This window comes from Pseudomonas sp. OTU750018 (assembly GCF_011636575.1).
In the GTDB taxonomy this organism is placed as follows: domain Bacteria; phylum Pseudomonadota; class Gammaproteobacteria; order Pseudomonadales; family Pseudomonadaceae; genus Aquipseudomonas; species Aquipseudomonas peli.
On the sequence record NZ_JAAPAU010000002.1, the window covers coordinates 878,224 to 894,921 of the forward strand.

The following is a 16,698-nucleotide window of genomic DNA, read 5'->3' on the forward strand; positions in this document are numbered from 1 at the left end:
AAGCTAGAAATGAAGGGCATGGCAATCTAGTGAGAGCGAAGGATGTGCCCTGCCAACGGACTCAACCTCACCGCCTCCGCCAGATGCTCTGGAGCCAGATGCGAATAGCGCATTGTCATAGCCAAGCTGGAGTGACCCAGGATCTTTTGCAGGGTGAGGATGTTGCCGCCCTTCTGTATGAAGTGACTGGCGAAGGTGTGGCGTAGCGCATGGCTGGCCTGCCCTTTCGGTAGCTGGATTCCTGATCGAACCAGGGCACGACGAAACGAGCTGATTGAGCCAGTGAACGGGCCATGACGCTTCCAGTGATCCCTTATAAATGTCTCCAGGGCTGGATCGATGGGCACCGTGCGGACGCGGCTGGATTTGGTCTTGCTGTAAGTCACTGAGCCATTACGCAACCGGGCCGGGATTAACCCTTCTGCCTCAGACCAACGCGCACCCGTTGCAAGACAAAGCAGAGTGATCGGTTCGACATGCGGGTTGTCGGAGTGCTTGCGGATGGCGTCCAGCAGAATGGTTACCTGATCATCTGTGAGCCAGGACAATTCACGCTCATCAATGCGGAATGGCTTCACCAGCTCCAATGGGTTGGCGTAGTCGATCTGGCCAAGGCCGCGAAGCTCATTGAACACCGCACGCAGGTAGCCCAACTCGTTGTTGAGGGTCTTAGGACTGGTGCCGTTTTCAGAGCGTATATGCCGATCATGGGCGTAAACCGAAGCATCGAGCTTGGCAGCTGCCGGGTTACGAAGCCGAACGCACAGAGCATCGAGCTTAGATTTTCTACGCACACCATCCTTGAGCATGTGACCGTGCAGGTCATACCAGAGCGTCACCAGTTCAGAGAGCTTGCGACGGTCTGAAGCCTTAGGGTTCCAGCCGGCATCCTTGGCTTTGTTGGCCAGAATGAACGTCTCGTAACGCTGGGCTTCACCCTTGGTATCAAAGAGCTTGCGGAAGCGTTGACCACGGATCGGCTGAACATCTGCCAACCAACGGCCATCATCGCGCCGTTTCACACTCATACAGCACGGCCCCAACGGACGTTGCGCTCTTCCAGCAGCTTCTTAATGTGCTTGTAGATGTCGTGCTCGGTCATGTCCTTGGCGGCATAGTGATCACGAATGACCGGCCAGCATTCCCAAGTTTGCAGCCGATCAAACGCCTTTTTTGCGCCCACTCGCTCCCTTGCCAGCAGGCTTACGAAGTTTCCCAGGAAGAGTTCGACGTTTTTGCCCGAGAAGCCACGGGAGGTCTTGTAGTAGCGCTTGTATTCAGTGTTCTCAAGCAGGGAATCAACTGGTAGGTCCACACGTACGTCCTCGCGAATAAGTGTCCAAATAGGGGCGAAGTAGCCCGGTCGGCTTAACAACTTGAATTGCCCCAGCCCATAGCGCCACAGGCCGTCCAGATGCCCGGAGAAAGCCGCAAACGAGCGGGTGTCGATGGCTTCACCGGTTTTCACATCCAGGGAACCGCTGGCAAATTGCTGGATGATCGAATGGTGATAACGCAGCTCTACGCGCCATACCGGCTGGGCTGGCTCATAGTTCTCGGGGTCGTTGTCGTCGAAGCTGTCACGGCGCTTCCAGACGCTTTCCCAGTAGTCGAGCTTGTCCGTGGCCTTGGCCTGCTCGGTCTTGTTGTAGATACACAGCTGGATGCCACTGGCTGAACCAAACATCGAGGTTTCACCGCGGCCATAGGTGCTGGATTTGGTCGCCCAGTTGATTTCACTGATACCCGATATGTCGCGTTGAGTCCGGGCTTTGCAGTGCATGCGGGCCACCAGATCGGCGGGAGGCGTCCAGCCCTGCAGGTCTAATGCAAGGTGGACGGCACACTGGTTGATTTCCACATGCGTCATCACCTGGGACGCATAGAAGTCCAATCGATCCTGCAGACGCTCAGGCGACAGGCTGTCGATTGCATGAGGTGACACTTCGATTTTCAGATGGGGGCCGATGTTCTCCAGCTTGGCGTTGAAGTTCTTCACCAGCAGGATGATGCCCAGGTCTGCATTCTGCAGCTTGTACTGGTAGCCGGAGTCACGCCCTACCCGTCCCGAGTGCCAACGCTGGCCCGCGAAATCAACCAGGGTGCCCGGCACCTCAAACAGCGCCATGACCTCGGGGCGGATCAGCCCCTTGTACAGCTGGCGCACGGTATCGACGCCGCAACGGAGCAGGCGAACGCCTGACAGGTCGGTGAACGTGACGTTGCCAGGGTCAACAAACAGACGTCCGTGTTTGTCATCCTCTGCCGTCAGAAGATTCAAACGCTGATGATCTTTTACCATTGTCATTTCTTCACCTAATGCCAGTTATTGCGGAAGTTCTAAAGTCGTTATCTGACGTGTTACAGGGACGTCAGCGCACCGGCGCGAGCCTCGCTCGCGCCGTCGTTCTGAACCGAGCCACTCCCGCGCTCGCGAGTACGCGCCTCACCGCTGTCGCGCGCTCGCGCGCCTCGTGCCTCGGCGTGCGAACGAACGACAGCCGTGGCGCACAGCTCTTGCTCAATAAGGGTTATGGGGTTTGTTACGAGGTTGGTCGGTTGTTCTGGGCAGGCGTGTTCCAGGGTGATTGGGAACAGCTGCGGGCGACCATCGGGCGGCAGGTTGGCAAACCACAGAAAGGCGCTGAGCAGCACCAGAAACAGCATGTGCAGGCAGTCAGCGAAATGCAGCGGTGCGGGCTGGGCAAAGCACACCAAGGGCGCAGCCCTTGTCATCCCGCTCTTGCCGCCGAGGGCTCGGGAGCATGGGGTGATAAAGCTACCCCACACTCCCGTTGATAGGCTGTTCATAGGCATTCCGCGTCAAGGGTGCGCTACGCCCGTGCTTCCGTTCGACGGAACGGTGGAGCTGTTCCGACGAGCCGGGAGCGCGGCCCCTGACTCAGCCGAGTTAGGGTGGGCGATGCAGCCCAGTACGTTGCCGGAACCATGCCGGTCGCGGTGCTGCACCACCCAAATGTTGCGGATTTCATGAAAGAAGACCCGCTCGGGGTAGGGATCAGTCGTGTCGAAATACACGGCCATGAAGCAGGCATGGTCACAGACACCTTCCATCGGCAGGACTACGCCAACAATGTGCATGACCTGAAATATCGATTCCGGCTCATCATCCCAGCGCAATTCCATGAGCGCGGTTTTGCCGATGTAGCTGATAGCAGTGGCAGCATCGGGAGAGAGGCAGGGGCTAGGCATGGCTGAAGCCCTCAATCTGATCGGCAATGCGGATGGAACGTATGTCCTCTAGGTAGGCTTCCACGGGGAAGTCTTCGCCAGGGCTCATGACCATCAAATAGGCCTGTTCCTGCACACCTTTAACCGGCAGGACGATGCCGATGACATAGCCCGAGCGGCAGAACGGCTCGGGGTCGTTGTCCCACTCCAGCTCAACGTGGACAGGCTTGCCGATGTAGCCAACAGCGGTGACGGCATCCAGGGTATGACTTGGGCTAGGCATGGCTGTAGTCCCCCGCTTTGAACTCGGTTTTTCCCTTGAGCAAGTCAGCACGCAGGCGAGCTAGGTTGACCATGCGGAAGTCGGCCAGGCGCATGCTGGGGACGGTGCCGTTATCCACCCAGTCGATTGCCTCTTCGATGGATATACCGCTCATTTCGGCGAAGGTCTTCACGCTGCAAAGGTCCAGGCTGTCATCACTGATCATGGGGTTTCTCCTGCAGGGGCTGTTCCTTGGCGAAGCTGGCTTCCAGGCGCACGACCATTTCGGCGTTCATTGAACGGCGCGAAGCGTGGGCGGCTTGTTCGATCTGCAGGCGCAGTGCGGCAGGCACACGCAGCTTGAATTGCGGGTCAGTTCGGCTCATGTGCCTTACTCCTCATCAAGCAGCTGCTGCACCAGCCGCACGACGTTAACCATGGTGCGTTTGCCGACCTTCTTCGAAGGCAGGTAACCGCGCTCCACCCAGGTGCGGACGACGATTGGCTCATCGCCCATGCCGATCCACTCGGCGAACTTTGGCCAGGGCATCAGGGGTGGCGCACCGTGCAGCTTTTGAGGGTCGAGACCTTCCGTATCCATAAGCTTTAATCCACTATGTTCGGCAATACACAGAATTGGCACTGCAATAATTGCAGTGCATTAAGTGAAATGCACTATGCCCCCACGGCGGGGCTCACTGCAATAGTTGCAGTGCACTTTATTTAGATCAAAATGGAATCAATACAAGCTAGAGCTAGGCTGCTTATAGATAAGGCAGGATTTGAGAAGCTGATCAGGGAAAGCCAGATCGGCTTAGTACGTTGGCAAACGGTTCGCTACAAAGCGATAAGGATGAGCACGGAGGAAATTGAGGAGCTGGTGAAGCTATTTCCTCAATACACCATGTGGCTAGCAAGCGGCCAGATCGCACCAGAAGTCGGGCAGACCAGTCCGGAATACGACGAAGCCAACCGAAACTTGAGCCAACCCAACGCGGGATAGCGATCACCAAGGAAGTGACTAGGCGCTGGTATGCCCGAGCATAGGGAACCAAGTTCAATAAGAGATCTGAAGGAAGAAGGACTGTCCAATGAAAGATAAATTTCCAGGCCACTTCGCCACCGCCATATCAACCCAAGATATATGGAACAGCTGCATTTTTGTTTTTGATGCCAATATCCTTCTAAACCTTTACAGATATTCTGACGAAACCAGAGCTTTATTTCTTAAAACACTTGAAGGAATAAAAGACAGAATATGGATACCCAACAGGGTAGCCATGGAGTACCTAGAGAACAGATTAGACGTAATCCATGAGCAGCAAGAGGAGTACGAAAAAGCAATTGCTGAAATAACAAAGCTAAAAGCTAAACTGGAGAATTCTAGACAACACCCATTCGTATCCACAAAAACAATGAAAGAAGTAAGCTCAAGTTTAGAAAAAGCATGCAAAGAGCTTAGTGAAAACAAAGAAATCCATAACAAGAGAATAAATTTTGACGAGATTAAAGACGCCATCTCGGAGATATTTAATGACAGTCGTATAGGTGATAAATTTGATAGCAACAAATTAGAAGATATAATAAAAGAAGGTGCAGGAAGGTATGCGCAAAAAATACCTCCTGGCTATTCAGATATAAAAAAGCAAAGCACTGAAGAGTCATTAGCAGCCAGATGCCGCCCTTACGGCGATCTAATAATCTGGAAGGCTATCCTTGAGAAAGCCAATGAGCGCAACTCATCTGTAATATTTGTAACAGACGATGGGAAAGAGGATTGGTGGCAGCGCTTCAAAGGAAAAACACTAGGTCCTAGACCAGAGCTGATTGAAGAGTTCAAGGCGGAGGTAGATAAAGAGTTCCATATGTATCTGCCAGAACGATTCCTATCGTTTGCTAGCCAAAACAACAATAAGCCATCAAAAGAAATACTCGACGAGATCGTCGACATAAGAAAAAAAGAACAAGCTGCAGGGGCGGTACTCCCTTCATTCAAGGTGAGCAGCAAGAACGCCAGCAAACTCCGCGTACCCAGCCTGGACGATATTAAATTTTATCTCCGTGACGAACATAAAAATAAAGAAGACAGTATCGTCATATCGTGGAAGGATGAAACAGCAAACATAAGACAAGAGCTTGAAGCCATATCAGCCAAAATAAACTATCTAACCATAAAATCAGATAACCTCAGGAGAGATGGGCTAAGGCTCATCGAGGAGTATGGCGACGCTACAGACCCTGAGGACGAGCCAAACTATTTAAGCATAAAATCTGAACACGCATATATTTTGGGCGAAATAAGATCTCTAAACGCTAAGCGAAGCAGGCTTGTAGAGCGGATTATAAACCTAGACAACAACAAAGCTGACTGGCGAGATATTTAGTCTTATTAAAACTCTATCAACCAGCAGTACATATATTCCGATAAAGCGGACATGGCTACTGAGCTATGTCACAAGAAAACAAAGCACCTAAACGCTGCTTGACCTATTTGCTAGCAGGAAGTCAAAACCAAGGAGGGTTCAATATGTCGCTCGCACTCAGACGTCGCTCCGGCGAAAGCATTTACCTACACCTGAAGCCCGGCTCAGATGTAGAGCAGTTATTGAAAGTACTCGCTACTAAAGGAATTGAAATTAGACTAGGCGAGATCAGGGATTCAAAAGCGATCATAAGCATTGATGCGCCTGAGTCTATTTCGATCCTCAGAGAAGAGTTATTATGGGAGTAGTCTATACAACCAAGAGACTCCTAGTGCAGTTAGGCGTACTCTGTCACACAGGCGCTCGACTCCCCTCGTACTCGACGATATTTTCCAAAAGCTCAGGATACTTATCTTTCAATTCTAACAATTTCCCATAGAATGCATCATCCTTAGTGTTAGGGAACATATAATCTGGGGTCCTTACCCCGTCATAATCAAAATCCTTGTCGAGATAGATTATAAAATCCAAGTCCGTAATTGCTATATTTCGGTCATATTCACTAAACAATGGCAATCCGCAATTCTGCCTTAGAATCCGTTCCGGCTTATATGTTCTAAATAAATCAAAATCCCTTACCAAAAACTCCGTCTTCTTAACTGGCGGATCTCTAAAGCAAAATCCATAGATAACTCCTTTGTGGTCGCCTTTTTCAATTTTTGTATGATAGGCCCGGCCAGCCGTGTTTAATTGAAACTTGTAAGTCGCAAAAAATATTGCTGTTTCAATATCAAATGAAACATCCAGCCCGGATGTTTGTGTAGCGTAATGCTGCTCCACACGCATAATGTCATATGCGTATGCGCTATCCAAATACACACTAGGATTATTGGGCTCTAGCTCGCGAAGCAAGTATTTAAGGCTTCTTCTTTCCCTATGCTCGACATTAAAAGAGTAAAACTCCCCGCTTTGTCGGAACACACCAGGAAATATGGATATTTCTCTGCCATGCTTATCGGCCCTAACAGGGCTAGGTATTTTTCTTTTATATGTATATTGTGATGTCTGACCTCGAAATGACATTCTTCCTTCATCTATATAAAACTTACGCCTAGGCTCATCAAGTATATCTTCAATCTCCTTGAAGCTCTTAACAGTATATTCCACAAAAGGCGGAAGCTGAGGGAATTCATAACAACCATGGATATATGAAACAAATTTATCTATATCAAAAATACTAGAAAATTGTTTGCTTCCAAACATTTTATCACTTACTGACTCGACAGATTCAGAACCAAACCCACCGAAACGCCTAATTATATACCCAGAATCAACTACATCTCTTATAAGCTCTTCCGATACATTTCTTTCTTGTAGTACTTTTACAAGTCTTTCTGTAAACAAAATTTATCACCCCTATTTATTACGCGATATATCTATTGATGTTTAGCGCTCGACAAAGTTACTACTGCACACACTCACGATTTGAGCCGATTGTTAGACGCTACTGATCGGCTTCAAGGCTGTCTAGCGTACGTGTCGAAATTACTGCAAGGCATAGCGAAAAAATGCAGTAAGGATCAGAAAAGAAGGCCAGAAAAGCAGGGCTTTGCGGGATAAGCAGACAGAGGCAGAGGGTTCGACTTCCTCGGCGTAAACGAGGGCGTCCCAAAAGTGTCACAGTCACAGCAAGGGTAAGCCGACCAATGCGGGATAGCGCGAAGCGTAACCATCTGATTTACTTGGTATAGCGGATTTTAGCGGTGTATTGCGTGGTGCTTGGAATGGGTTCAAATCCCCCCGGCCCACCATTACAACATCTAGAGACGTCCACGGACGTCTTTTTTTGTGCCTGAAATCCAGTAAATACGGGCTTTCAGCGCCATAACCATCCCGTAGCGTCCAGCACAAGCCATGGCCATCGGCATTCCAAGACTACTGATGTTAATTTTTGGAATGCCAAACCACGCTCGGAACCACCATGTGCGCTCAAGCAACCCGTCTATCTGAACTTAGAGTGAAATCTGCCAAACCATCAGAGAAGGACTATGTCCTATTCGATGGAGCCGGCCTTCAACTGAGAGTGAGAAGCAATGGCTCTAAGCTGTGGAACTTCAACTATCGGCATCCGATAACGAAGAAGCGGATCAACATGGGCTTGGGAACCTTCCCCGAGGTTTCATTAGCACAAGCGCGCAAGAAAACTCTTGATGCCAGAGAGGTGCTTGCTAATGGCACTGATCCGAAAGAGATACGTGATGCTGCAATACAAGCTAAAAAAGCAGCGACAGAGCACACGCTCCAGAACGTAGCGACGTCCTGGTATGAGCTCAAAAAAGATGTGGTGACGCCCGCCTACGCCGAGGACATTTGGCGCTCGCTTACGCAGCATGTCTTTCCCGATCTGGGCGGTACACCGATAACATCCATCACAGCACCGAAGGTCATCAACCTTCTCAAGCCGCTCGAAACTAAAGGCAGCCTGGAAACCGTCAAACGCCTTACGCAGCGCCTCAACGAGATCATGACGTACGGGGTCAACTCTGGCCTGATGCCTGCCAACCCACTCAGCGGGATTGGTAGCGTGTTCAAGAAGCCGAAGAAAAAGAACATGCCGGCCTTACACCCCGATGAACTCAAAGAGCTCATGGTTGCAATCGCGAACGCCAGCATAAAAAGAACCACTCGATGCCTGATCGAGTGGCAACTGCACACGATGACTCGCCCCGTTGAGGCTGCCACTACTCGCTGGGCCGAGATCGATTTCGAGAAAAGGATCTGGACGATCCCGGCTGAGCGCATGAAAAAACGTCGCCCGCATGCAGTACCGCTTACAGATCATGCATTGGCCATTCTTGCAGCAATCAAACCCTACAGCGGGCAGCGTGAATACGTGTTCCCTGCTGACCGCAATCCGCGCACTCACTGCAATAGCCAAACGGCCAACATGGCCTTGAAACGTATGGGCTTTGAAGGACGCTTGGTCAGCCACGGAATGCGCTCAATGGCCAGTACAACGCTCAACGAGCACGGCTGGGAGCCAGAGCTGATTGAAGTAGCGCTGGCGCATGTGGACAAGGACGAAGTGCGCAGTGCCTACAACCGTGCGGACTATATCGAGCGCAGACGCCCGATGATGGCCTGGTGGGGTGAGCATATTCAAAAGGCTGCAACCGGCAGTCTTTCAGTATCTGCGACCCAGGAGAGAAAAGTCGTTTCGATACGCTGACAACTGGCGGCTATCGGCCAAAAGCAGCCAGTCATTGGGAGCATTGTCTAGCTAGTTCGTTTGACACGACTGTGAGGATTTATCTTACGAGTGACAGCTCGCTTCGCGCGTTAGCCGATTGCGCAATGAGATTGCCATCATTAGAATGAGAAAAATTCGCATTTACTCAGCTAGGCAACTCTCCGGATTACCCCGTGCGCCCATTCAGTACAGCAGTTACGCACCCTCAGAGAGCACTGCACGCCCTTTACAGTGATCACCATTCCTGGCTTTACGGATGGCTGCGTAAACGCTTGGAAAATCGCTGCGATGCGGCTGATCTGGCGCAGGATACCTTTATGCGCATCCTGGTCAGCCAGCATCCGAACACAGAACTGCAATTGGCTGAGCCCCGTGCCTATTTGGTCACTGTGGCTAAACGGCTGATGTTCAATCATTTTCGCCGGCAGAGTCTGGAGCGCGCCTACCTGGAAGCACTGGCGCAGCTGCCTGAGCAAGCCACGCCAAGCCTTGAAGATCACGCGCTGATTCTTGAAGCCTTGAACGAAGTGGATGCTGTGCTCAACACCTTACCCACCAAGGTGCGTAAAGCATTCCTGCTGTCCCAACTCGAAGGTCTGACGTACGCACAAATTGCCGATGCGCTGAAGGTTAATGTGCGCACCGTCAACCGCTACATGGTGCAGGCCGTTGAAGCCTGCATCATGCTTTCCGCCAAGACGGACGTTGCCTATGAGCGCTAAGCAACTGGATAGGCACATCGCCCATCAAGCCGCGCAGTGGTTCGTCAAACTACACGATGACCCGAAAAACGCAGTCAATAATGAGGCGTGCGCACAATGGCGGGCCAGTAACCCGGATCATGAGCGCGCCTGGCAGCTTGCTCAGCGGTTTAGTTGCCATGTGCAAAGCATCCCTCAAAACGTTGGTATGCACACGCTGGATCGGCCACAAGGTATTGATCGTCGCTCTACCATCAAGGCTTTAGCGATCTTGGTCAGCGCAGGGCCGGCCGCTGTTCTTGCATACCGCGCCACGCCTTGGCAAACCTGGCTGGCAGAGCAGCGCACGGCTACAGGCGAACAGCGCCAGATGGTGCTTCCAGATGGCACGCATGTTCACCTCAACACCAGCAGCGCCATGGATGTGCGCTTTGATGACGAGGCGCATCGAGTAAGGTTGTTCGAGGGTGAGATCCTTGTAAGCACTGCTCAACGCTCTGACTCAGCACGTGATCTGGTCATCGAAACACGTGACGGTAGTATCCGACCAGTTGGTACCCGCTTTCTGGTGCGCCAGCGCGAGGACTGCACGGACGTTGCTGTATTCGAAGGCAGAGTGGCAATCCAACCCTCCCACCTGCAACTACCACAGTGGGTTGAGGCCGGCCAACAGCGCCGCTTTACCCAACGAGCGATCAACCCAGCACAAGCCAACGACCGCAACGCGGATGGCTGGTCGCAGGGTGTTTTACGCGTAGAAAATATGCCGCTGGCGCGTTTCTCTGAGGAGTTGAGCCGTTATCGTCCGGGCATTCTGCGTTGCGACCCAGCTGTTGCCAGCGTACAAATTTCAGGTGTATTTCAGCTCCGCGACACGGATCAGGCCCTTGCGGCGTTGACCAAAACCTTACCTGTCGATGTCCTCTATCGCACCCGTTACTGGGTCACCATCGCCCCTAGAAACGCCGCGTACCCATCTTAAATACGCCACTGCGAATTATTTTCGTAAAGTAATACGAATTAATGTCATCTTCTTCGGCGCTCGCGTGTCATCCCCCTAAACATCACATTTTTATTACTGTATCGGGGGAGAAAAGCACATGCAGTACCAGCCGACTTCAATTGGGCATTCAACCACTCCACTCGCCAGGGCGGTACGCAGCGCTGCGCTCGCGTTGCTCGTGGGTTCATTCGGCGCGATCAGCACTATCGCACTGGCAGAGAACCAACTTGCCGAGCAGCAAAGCCAGGCGTTCAACATTCCCTCAGGCCCTCTCAGCGATGCACTCGCCAGTTTTGCGGCCACGGCTGGAATTAGCGTTCCATTTGACACCAGCATGGTCGAGGGGCGCACTTCGCCAGGCTTAACCGGCAGTTGGTCGGTATCTCAGGGCCTTGAGCAACTGCTGCGCGGGACGGGCGTGGTGGCCGTTAGTGAGGGGCCAGGTATCTATACGCTTCGTAGCGCCCCCTCAACTGAGGGCGCGGTGACGATTGATCCTGTGACTGTTATCGGCAATAAGGCCGATCAACTGCCGCCTGCCTATGCGGGCGGGCAGGTTGCAACAGGCGGACGTGTGGGCATATTCGGCAACCGAGATATTTTTGATATTCCCTACTCCCTGGTTTCATTCACCCGCGAAACCATCGACAACCAGCAGGCACGCACTGTCGCAGAGGTATTGCGCAACGACGCATCGGTGACCATCACGCAAAACACTAACTCCGGCGGCACCGACGATGTCTACAACATCCGTGGATTTCTAAGCGCCAGTGGCTCGTCGACGTTTGATGGCTTGGCTGCACTCACGGGACGCTCACAAGCCATGGAAGCTATAGAGCGCGTTGAGTTGCTCAAAGGGCCTAGTGCATTCGTTAACGGGGCTCCTGGGCTTGTCGTAGGGGGCTCGGTGAATTTTGTGCCCAAGCGTGCCACTGACACTCCGCTGACCCAGCTGACTACCCGTTATTACTCCGACAGTGTGGTCGGCACCCATCTTGATGTAGGCAGGCGTTTTGGCGATGAGAACCAGTGGGGGGTTCGCTTCAACGGTGCATACCGAGAAGGCGACACAGCCATCGACCACGGCAACAAACAGAACAAGGTCTCTACGCTTGCACTGGATTATCGTGGTGAAAGCATCCGTCTCTTTGGCGACTTTGAGTATTCCTACTCTGCCACCGAGAACTATATGGGGGGTACAGGAATTGCTGCCGGGGTTGATGTCCCTTCTGCGCCTGAAAACACCAATAACTGGATGCAAGCTTGGGGGTTTAGCTATCCGCAAACCAAAAAGCGTGCGGTCGTGCGCGGTGAGTGGGACTTTGCTGAGAACTGGACTGCGAGTGCAGCCTATGGACAGCTCGATCAACGCGATGGCACTTACACCTACTGTGGTTCGACCATTGCAAACGAACGCGGTGATATTAACTACGACTGCTATGTAGGCGGTTCGCAAGGTGACTTTCAATCGGGTGAAGCCAAGCTAAATGGCCTGGTTGTCACCGGTCCGGTCACGCACCGGATTGCACTAGGCGCGACTCGTTACAAACAGGAGTTTGGTGGGCCATTTGTCAACTTCACCATTCCTGGCAGCACAGGGTCAAACCTATACAACCCTATCTATTACCCTCGCCCAACTACTCCTGAGGTTACCTATGATGGAAAATCCTCCGAATCCATTCTGGAAACCAAATTCATTGCCAACGAAATGGGCTTTCTGGACGACCGCCTACTGATCTCAGTTGGCTTGCGTCGGATGGAGTTCGACTTTGGCAATTTCAACGCCATTACCGGAGCGAGAACTTCTCAAACCACCAAAGCAGCAACCACCCCGGCATACGGCATTGTTTATAAGCTGAACTCCTATGCATCGCTTTACGGCAATTATGCCGAAGCCATTGAGCAAGGCGGCACCGCGCCAAACAATGGCACGGTGGACAACCCTGGTGAGGTGATAGAGCCCCTGCGCTCAGAACAGCTGGAGGCCGGCATCAAGCTCGATTTCGGCAGCTACGGAACAACCCTGGGCGTCTTCCAGATCACCAAAGCCAACACAGCCATCGTCAATCGGATATATGGCAACAATGGCGAGCAGGTCAATCGGGGGGTCGAGTTGTCGGTATTCGGTGAGCCGGCAACGGGAGTACGTGTGCTTTCCGGTATGAGCTACATCGATGCAGAGCAGACCAAAACCCAAGGCGGTTTGACTGACGGGAAAACTGCGATTGGCGTGCCCAAGTTCCAGGCTCGTCTTGGTGGGGAGTGGGATATTCCCTCGGTCATGCAGGGCCTGACATTAACCGGCCATGTGGCGCATAACGGCAGCAGTTATGTCGACGCCAACAATAGCCGTTCAATCCCAAGCTGGACCCGGTTGGATGCAGGGGCCCGCTACACCACTCAGGTCAGCAATCTGCCAACAACGCTGCGGCTTAACGTAGAAAACCTGACCAACAAAAATTATTGGGGCAGCGTTGATCGTGGGTTTCTGTACGTAGGGCAGCCGCGCACCCTCTCTCTGTCCGCGACGGTGAACTTCTGAAACCCGTGTTAGCCACCAGTGCACGAGTAGTCTTGGCGTTAGTCGTGGGCTACTTCCTGGCTGCCGGCAGCGTTGCGCTGCTGGCAGCTGGTTTCCATACCTTAGGGATGGCACGCAGTGAAGCCGTGGTGTTGAGCGCAATGCTCGGCTTCCTAATCTACCTGGCGCTGCTAATTTGGGCCTTTGCCGAGCCACGCTTGTGGCGCATTGCGCTGTTGCTGATTGGCGGTGCGCTGGTGACACAGCTCGCCGCACTGTTTATGGCGGGATTTTGAAATGCAGGGCACCTTTCGCAAGTCCATGACCTGGTTGCATACCTGGGCTGGTGTCGTCATCGGCAGTGTGTTGTTCGCGATTTTCTGGATGGGCACGCTAAGTGTCTTCGACCGTGAAATTGATCGCTGGATGCAACCCGATACTCGCCTGCAACTACCAGTAAGTGCTGCTCCACTGGATACGGGAGTTGTACCCGTGGCCAGTGAGCTGGCACGCGGGTCTACTCAGTGGGGGCTCACTCTTCCTACCGAGCGGGTACCGGTCTATCGGTTGTTTTATGCAACCGCCGACGGGGAGCGCAGTACGCGTCATCTGCACCCTGAAAGCGGCGCTTTGATTGACGACCAAGGCAGTGAAGCCGGCACCGGCTTTATCTTTCCGTTCCACTTTATGCTGCACCTCAAGTGGCTCGATATTGGCTATTGGCTCGTCGGTTTGGCAGGCATGAGCATGCTGGTTTTGCTGGTTTCTGGGGTGGTGATTCACAAGAAGATTTTTGCTGACTTCTTCACCTTCAGGCCGCGTAAGGCACTGCAACGCAGCAGCTTGGATTTGCATAACCTGAGCGGAGTCGTCGCGCTTCCTTTTCACTTTATGATTGCCCTCTCGGGGCTGATCATTTTTATGAATATTTATTTTCCGCAGCCTCACTTAGCGACCTACGGAAAACAGGCACAGGCGCGCGCCGAGTTCCAATCGGAGGCTTACGGTCAGTACATCCGAGACAAATCTGAACAGCCTGGGGCAGTGGGCTCAATAGATTCGATGTTGGCTCAGGCCGAACACGAGTGGCAGGGAGGCAAACCCTACTTCATCAGGGTCTGGCATCCGGGTGATGCAAACAGCTATGTCGAGGTGCGGCGCGCGTATGCAAACGACATCACCATGCACCTGGACACTCTTTACTTTGATGCGAGTAGCGGTGAAGTGCTGAAGCGCTTTGCTGCTGGCCCAGTAATGACCGTTCAACGATTTATATCTGGCCTGCATTTCATCCAGTTCGAGCATTGGCCTTTGCGTTGGCTCTACTTTATTGCCGGCATAGCGGGCTGCGTGATGATTGCCACCGGCTTTCTGTTCTGGCTTGGCGCACGCCGTGCCAGCCATGCCAAGAAAGGTTTGCCGGGCGTGCGAATTGTTGAAGGTCTGACCATCGGCAGCGTCAGCGGTATTGTCTTGGCAACATTGGCCATGCTGGTTGCCAATCGTTTGCTACCACTTGGCTTTAGTGTCGCCGGCATGGAGCGGGCAGAGGTGGAAATCTTGGTGTTCTACTTGGCCTGGCTGGCGACATTTGCCCATGCATGGTTATGGCCGGCTAAAGCATGGCGTGAACAGGTCTGGGGAATTGCTGCTTTATCCCTGGCATGCCCGCTGCTTAATGCTTGGAGTACGGGCGATCATATTCTGCGAAGCCTGGCGGATCGCCAATGGGCGGTCGCAGGAGTAGACATCGCCTTGATACTGACTGCCGTATTGGCGGTTTGGGTCGCTCGCCGCTTGGGCCAACCCGCACGTGAGCCTCTTCGCAGGACTCGTAAGCAAGCAGCGGAATTACGTCATGAATAGCGTGCTGGAGTTATTACTGTCCGGGTTCGTAGGCTATGCCGGGTTCGCTTGTTTGGCGCTGGCTATGCCGCGTCACTGGAAGGATTTAATGGCGCAACGCTTCGGTCCGATACCCCCTAGGCGCTGGCTTCGTCCTGCCGGCTTTAGCCTGCTTGGAGTTGCCTACCTCCTCTGCATCATGCGCGACGGTCCGAGCTTCGGGTCGCTGCTCTGGCTGATGTTGATCAGTGCTTCGGCAGCCTGCGTGGCCTTCAGTTTGAGCCTGAAGGCGGATGCAGGAAAAAGGTAGAGCGTGTCTCTAGGAAGCACTCATTGTCGTTAGTGCGCGCTGTACTTCTCCGTTTCTTTGAATGGCCGCTATTTGGCCGACAGCTGCCGGTCATGAAAGGCAGGAGTCGGCCAAGTCCTCCACGTGCGGGAGAACAAGCATGGCTAGCCTAAGCAGTGGTCGCTAACCCACCAGAATCGACCATTAAAACTAGGTACGAAACTAGAGGCGACTCACAATACATATACCTCTTATTCTATTTAGATCTATGCATAGAACAGAATAAACATGTAGCCTAGATCTCAAATAAATACCCCTAGGGGTATATTGAGGAGACGGCCATGCAAGTCAATGTCGAAGCGTTTTTTGACCCCGCCACGTTCACCTACAGCTATGTAGTAATCGACCCCAGCAGCCAGCGCTGCGCCATTATTGACTCGGTGTTGGATTATGACCCGGCCTCCGGGCGCACTTCCTTCGCCAGCGCTGATCGGATGATCGCGTTCGTTAAAGAGCATGACTTAAAGGTGGATTGGCTGCTAGAAACCCATGTGCATGCAGACCACCTCTCGGCTGCGCCCTACCTGCAACGCGAACTGGGCGGCCAGTTGGCGATTGGTGAAAACATCACCGTAGTGCAAGACACATTCGGCAAGTTGTTCAACGCCGGCACCGAGTTCGCCACCGATGGTCGCCAGTTCGACCACCTGTTTAAAGATGGCGATACCTTTCAAATAGGCAACATCGCTGCCCAAGCCATGCACACCCCGGGGCACACGCCGGCCTGTATGACCTACCTGATCGGCGATGCCGGCTTTGTGGGTGATACGCTGTTTATGCCGGATTACGGTACGGCGCGGTGCGACTTCCCCGGTGGCGATGCGCGCACCTTGTTCCAATCAATTCGCAAGCTGTTCACCTTGCCGGGTAGCACTCGTCTGTTTATGTGCCACGACTACAAGGCACCGGGGCGCGATGATTTCCGCAACCAAACGACCGTTGCCGAAGAGCGCGCGCACAACGTGCATGTGCATGAGGGCATTGATGAAGCCAGCTTTGTCGCCATGCGTAGCAGCCGTGATGCGACGCTGAGCATGCCCACGCTGATTCTCCCGGCGGTGCAAATAAACATGCGCGCGGGGCAACTGCCACCCGCCGAAGACAATGGCACTCGCTACTTGAAAATCCCCCTCGACGTGCTCTGAGGTGCTG

At 53.0% G+C, this 16,698-nt stretch carries 19 protein-coding genes; 10 read left to right on the plus strand and 9 right to left on the minus strand.

Features of this window, described 5'->3' with window-relative positions; all coding sequences use genetic code 11:
• Positions 1 to 26: 26 nt before the first annotated feature.
• Genes HCI85_RS13010 through HCI85_RS13050 form a run of 8 tightly spaced genes read right to left on the minus strand, consistent with a single transcriptional unit; the run spans position 27 to position 4,055 of the window.
• The gene (locus HCI85_RS13010) at positions 27 to 1,028 is read right to left on the minus strand and encodes a phage integrase (protein ID WP_167145054.1); all 1,002 of its coding nucleotides are present in this window, start codon (positions 1,026 to 1,028) and stop codon (positions 27 to 29) included.
• On the minus strand, positions 1,025 to 2,308 hold the full coding sequence (locus tag HCI85_RS13015) for a hypothetical protein (protein ID WP_167145057.1): 1,284 nt from the start codon (positions 2,306 to 2,308) through the stop codon (positions 1,025 to 1,027). The genes HCI85_RS13010 and HCI85_RS13015 overlap by 4 nt, the downstream gene beginning before the upstream one ends.
• A gap of 53 nt (positions 2,309 to 2,361) precedes the next feature.
• The gene (locus tag HCI85_RS13020) at positions 2,362 to 2,811 is read right to left on the minus strand and encodes a hypothetical protein (RefSeq protein ID WP_176600636.1); all 450 of its coding nucleotides are present in this window, start codon (positions 2,809 to 2,811) and stop codon (positions 2,362 to 2,364) included.
• Between the two features lie 12 nt (positions 2,812 to 2,823).
• Entirely contained in the window at positions 2,824 to 3,213 is a 390-nt protein-coding gene (locus HCI85_RS13030) for a hypothetical protein (RefSeq protein ID WP_167145061.1), read from the minus strand.
• On the minus strand, positions 3,206 to 3,475 hold the full coding sequence (locus HCI85_RS13035) for a hypothetical protein (protein ID WP_167145063.1): 270 nt from the start codon (positions 3,473 to 3,475) through the stop codon (positions 3,206 to 3,208). Before HCI85_RS13035 ends, HCI85_RS13030 begins: the two co-directional genes overlap by 8 nt.
• On the minus strand, positions 3,468 to 3,680 hold the full coding sequence (locus HCI85_RS13040; RefSeq protein WP_090255319.1) for a hypothetical protein: 213 nt from the start codon (positions 3,678 to 3,680) through the stop codon (positions 3,468 to 3,470). The genes HCI85_RS13035 and HCI85_RS13040 overlap by 8 nt, the downstream gene beginning before the upstream one ends.
• Positions 3,670 to 3,840 carry an Arc family DNA-binding protein gene (locus HCI85_RS13045; RefSeq protein WP_167145066.1) on the minus strand — a complete coding sequence of 57 codons (171 nt, stop codon included), beginning with the start codon at positions 3,838 to 3,840 and terminating at the stop codon, positions 3,670 to 3,672. The genes HCI85_RS13040 and HCI85_RS13045 overlap by 11 nt, the downstream gene beginning before the upstream one ends.
• 5 nt (positions 3,841 to 3,845) lie before the next feature.
• A complete protein-coding gene (locus tag HCI85_RS13050; protein WP_090255323.1) occupies positions 3,846 to 4,055 on the minus strand; it encodes a hypothetical protein in 210 nt (69 codons plus the stop codon).
• Between the two features lie 490 nt (positions 4,056 to 4,545).
• Between HCI85_RS13050 and HCI85_RS13055 the strand changes: the two genes are divergently transcribed.
• Positions 4,546 to 5,838 carry a PIN domain-containing protein gene (locus HCI85_RS13055; RefSeq protein ID WP_167145068.1) on the plus strand — a complete coding sequence of 431 codons (1,293 nt, stop codon included), beginning with the start codon at positions 4,546 to 4,548 and terminating at the stop codon, positions 5,836 to 5,838.
• Between the two features lie 143 nt (positions 5,839 to 5,981).
• On the plus strand, positions 5,982 to 6,185 hold the full coding sequence (locus HCI85_RS13060) for a carbon storage regulator (protein WP_167145070.1): 204 nt from the start codon (positions 5,982 to 5,984) through the stop codon (positions 6,183 to 6,185).
• Positions 6,186 to 6,228: 43 nt separating this feature from the next.
• Here the strand turns inward: HCI85_RS13060 and HCI85_RS13065 are convergent, their stop codons facing one another.
• Positions 6,229 to 7,281, minus strand: a complete 1,053-nt coding sequence (locus tag HCI85_RS13065; RefSeq protein ID WP_167145072.1) for an FRG domain-containing protein — start codon at positions 7,279 to 7,281, stop codon at positions 6,229 to 6,231.
• A 577-nt stretch (positions 7,282 to 7,858) separates the two neighbouring features.
• Here HCI85_RS13065 and HCI85_RS13070 point away from each other — a divergent pair.
• The 8 genes from HCI85_RS13070 (at position 7,859) to HCI85_RS13105 (ending at position 16,691) form a co-directional block, all read left to right on the plus strand.
• Entirely contained in the window at positions 7,859 to 9,106 is a 1,248-nt protein-coding gene (locus HCI85_RS13070; protein WP_167145075.1) for an integrase domain-containing protein, read from the plus strand.
• A 194-nt stretch (positions 9,107 to 9,300) separates the two neighbouring features.
• Complete coding sequence (locus HCI85_RS13075; RefSeq protein WP_167145077.1) at positions 9,301 to 9,849, plus strand: sigma-70 family RNA polymerase sigma factor; 549 nt, start codon at positions 9,301 to 9,303, stop codon at positions 9,847 to 9,849.
• Positions 9,839 to 10,810 (plus strand): FecR domain-containing protein, encoded by a 972-nt coding sequence (locus HCI85_RS13080; RefSeq protein WP_167145079.1) that lies wholly within the window; start codon positions 9,839 to 9,841, stop codon positions 10,808 to 10,810. Before HCI85_RS13075 ends, HCI85_RS13080 begins: the two co-directional genes overlap by 11 nt.
• A 118-nt stretch (positions 10,811 to 10,928) precedes the next feature.
• Positions 10,929 to 13,373 (plus strand): TonB-dependent receptor, encoded by a 2,445-nt coding sequence (locus HCI85_RS13085; protein WP_167145081.1) that lies wholly within the window; start codon positions 10,929 to 10,931, stop codon positions 13,371 to 13,373.
• Between the two features lie 32 nt (positions 13,374 to 13,405).
• On the plus strand, positions 13,406 to 13,648 hold the full coding sequence (locus HCI85_RS13090) for an iron uptake protein (protein ID WP_167145083.1): 243 nt from the start codon (positions 13,406 to 13,408) through the stop codon (positions 13,646 to 13,648).
• Between the two features lies 1 nt (position 13,649).
• Positions 13,650 to 15,218, plus strand: coding sequence for a PepSY-associated TM helix domain-containing protein (locus tag HCI85_RS13095; protein ID WP_167145085.1), 1,569 nt, complete (start codon positions 13,650 to 13,652; stop codon positions 15,216 to 15,218).
• Positions 15,211 to 15,507, plus strand: coding sequence for a DUF3325 domain-containing protein (locus HCI85_RS13100; protein WP_167145087.1), 297 nt, complete (start codon positions 15,211 to 15,213; stop codon positions 15,505 to 15,507). The genes HCI85_RS13095 and HCI85_RS13100 overlap by 8 nt, the downstream gene beginning before the upstream one ends.
• Positions 15,508 to 15,827: 320 nt before the next feature.
• Positions 15,828 to 16,691 (plus strand): MBL fold metallo-hydrolase, encoded by an 864-nt coding sequence (locus HCI85_RS13105; RefSeq protein ID WP_099776461.1) that lies wholly within the window; start codon positions 15,828 to 15,830, stop codon positions 16,689 to 16,691.
• Positions 16,692 to 16,698 lie beyond the last annotated feature (7 nt).

Bases quoted from the DNA above. Each gene is read 5' to 3' on its own strand.
- HCI85_RS13020 (WP_176600636.1), bottom strand. From the start codon at position 2,811: ATGAACAGCCTATCAACGGGAGTGTGGGGTAGCTTTATCACCCCATGC.
- HCI85_RS13040 (WP_090255319.1), bottom strand. From the start codon at position 3,680: ATGATCAGTGATGACAGCCTGGACCTTTGCAGCGTGAAGACCTTCGCC.
- HCI85_RS13055 (WP_167145068.1), top strand. From the start codon at position 4,546: ATGAAAGATAAATTTCCAGGCCACTTCGCCACCGCCATATCAACCCAA.
- HCI85_RS13050 (WP_090255323.1), bottom strand. From the start codon at position 4,055: ATGGATACGGAAGGTCTCGACCCTCAAAAGCTGCACGGTGCGCCACCC.
- HCI85_RS13035 (WP_167145063.1), bottom strand. From the start codon at position 3,475: ATGCCTAGCCCAAGTCATACCCTGGATGCCGTCACCGCTGTTGGCTAC.
- HCI85_RS13030 (WP_167145061.1), bottom strand. From the start codon at position 3,213: ATGCCTAGCCCCTGCCTCTCTCCCGATGCTGCCACTGCTATCAGCTAC.
- HCI85_RS13010 (WP_167145054.1), bottom strand. From the start codon at position 1,028: ATGAGTGTGAAACGGCGCGATGATGGCCGTTGGTTGGCAGATGTTCAG.
- HCI85_RS13015 (WP_167145057.1), bottom strand. From the start codon at position 2,308: ATGACAATGGTAAAAGATCATCAGCGTTTGAATCTTCTGACGGCAGAG.
- HCI85_RS13080 (WP_167145079.1), top strand. From the start codon at position 9,839: ATGAGCGCTAAGCAACTGGATAGGCACATCGCCCATCAAGCCGCGCAG.
- HCI85_RS13095 (WP_167145085.1), top strand. From the start codon at position 13,650: ATGCAGGGCACCTTTCGCAAGTCCATGACCTGGTTGCATACCTGGGCT.
- HCI85_RS13085 (WP_167145081.1), top strand. From the start codon at position 10,929: ATGCAGTACCAGCCGACTTCAATTGGGCATTCAACCACTCCACTCGCC.
- HCI85_RS13105 (WP_099776461.1), top strand. From the start codon at position 15,828: ATGCAAGTCAATGTCGAAGCGTTTTTTGACCCCGCCACGTTCACCTAC.
- HCI85_RS13070 (WP_167145075.1), top strand. From the start codon at position 7,859: ATGTGCGCTCAAGCAACCCGTCTATCTGAACTTAGAGTGAAATCTGCC.
- HCI85_RS13045 (WP_167145066.1), bottom strand. From the start codon at position 3,840: ATGAGCCGAACTGACCCGCAATTCAAGCTGCGTGTGCCTGCCGCACTG.
- HCI85_RS13100 (WP_167145087.1), top strand. From the start codon at position 15,211: ATGAATAGCGTGCTGGAGTTATTACTGTCCGGGTTCGTAGGCTATGCC.
- HCI85_RS13060 (WP_167145070.1), top strand. From the start codon at position 5,982: ATGTCGCTCGCACTCAGACGTCGCTCCGGCGAAAGCATTTACCTACAC.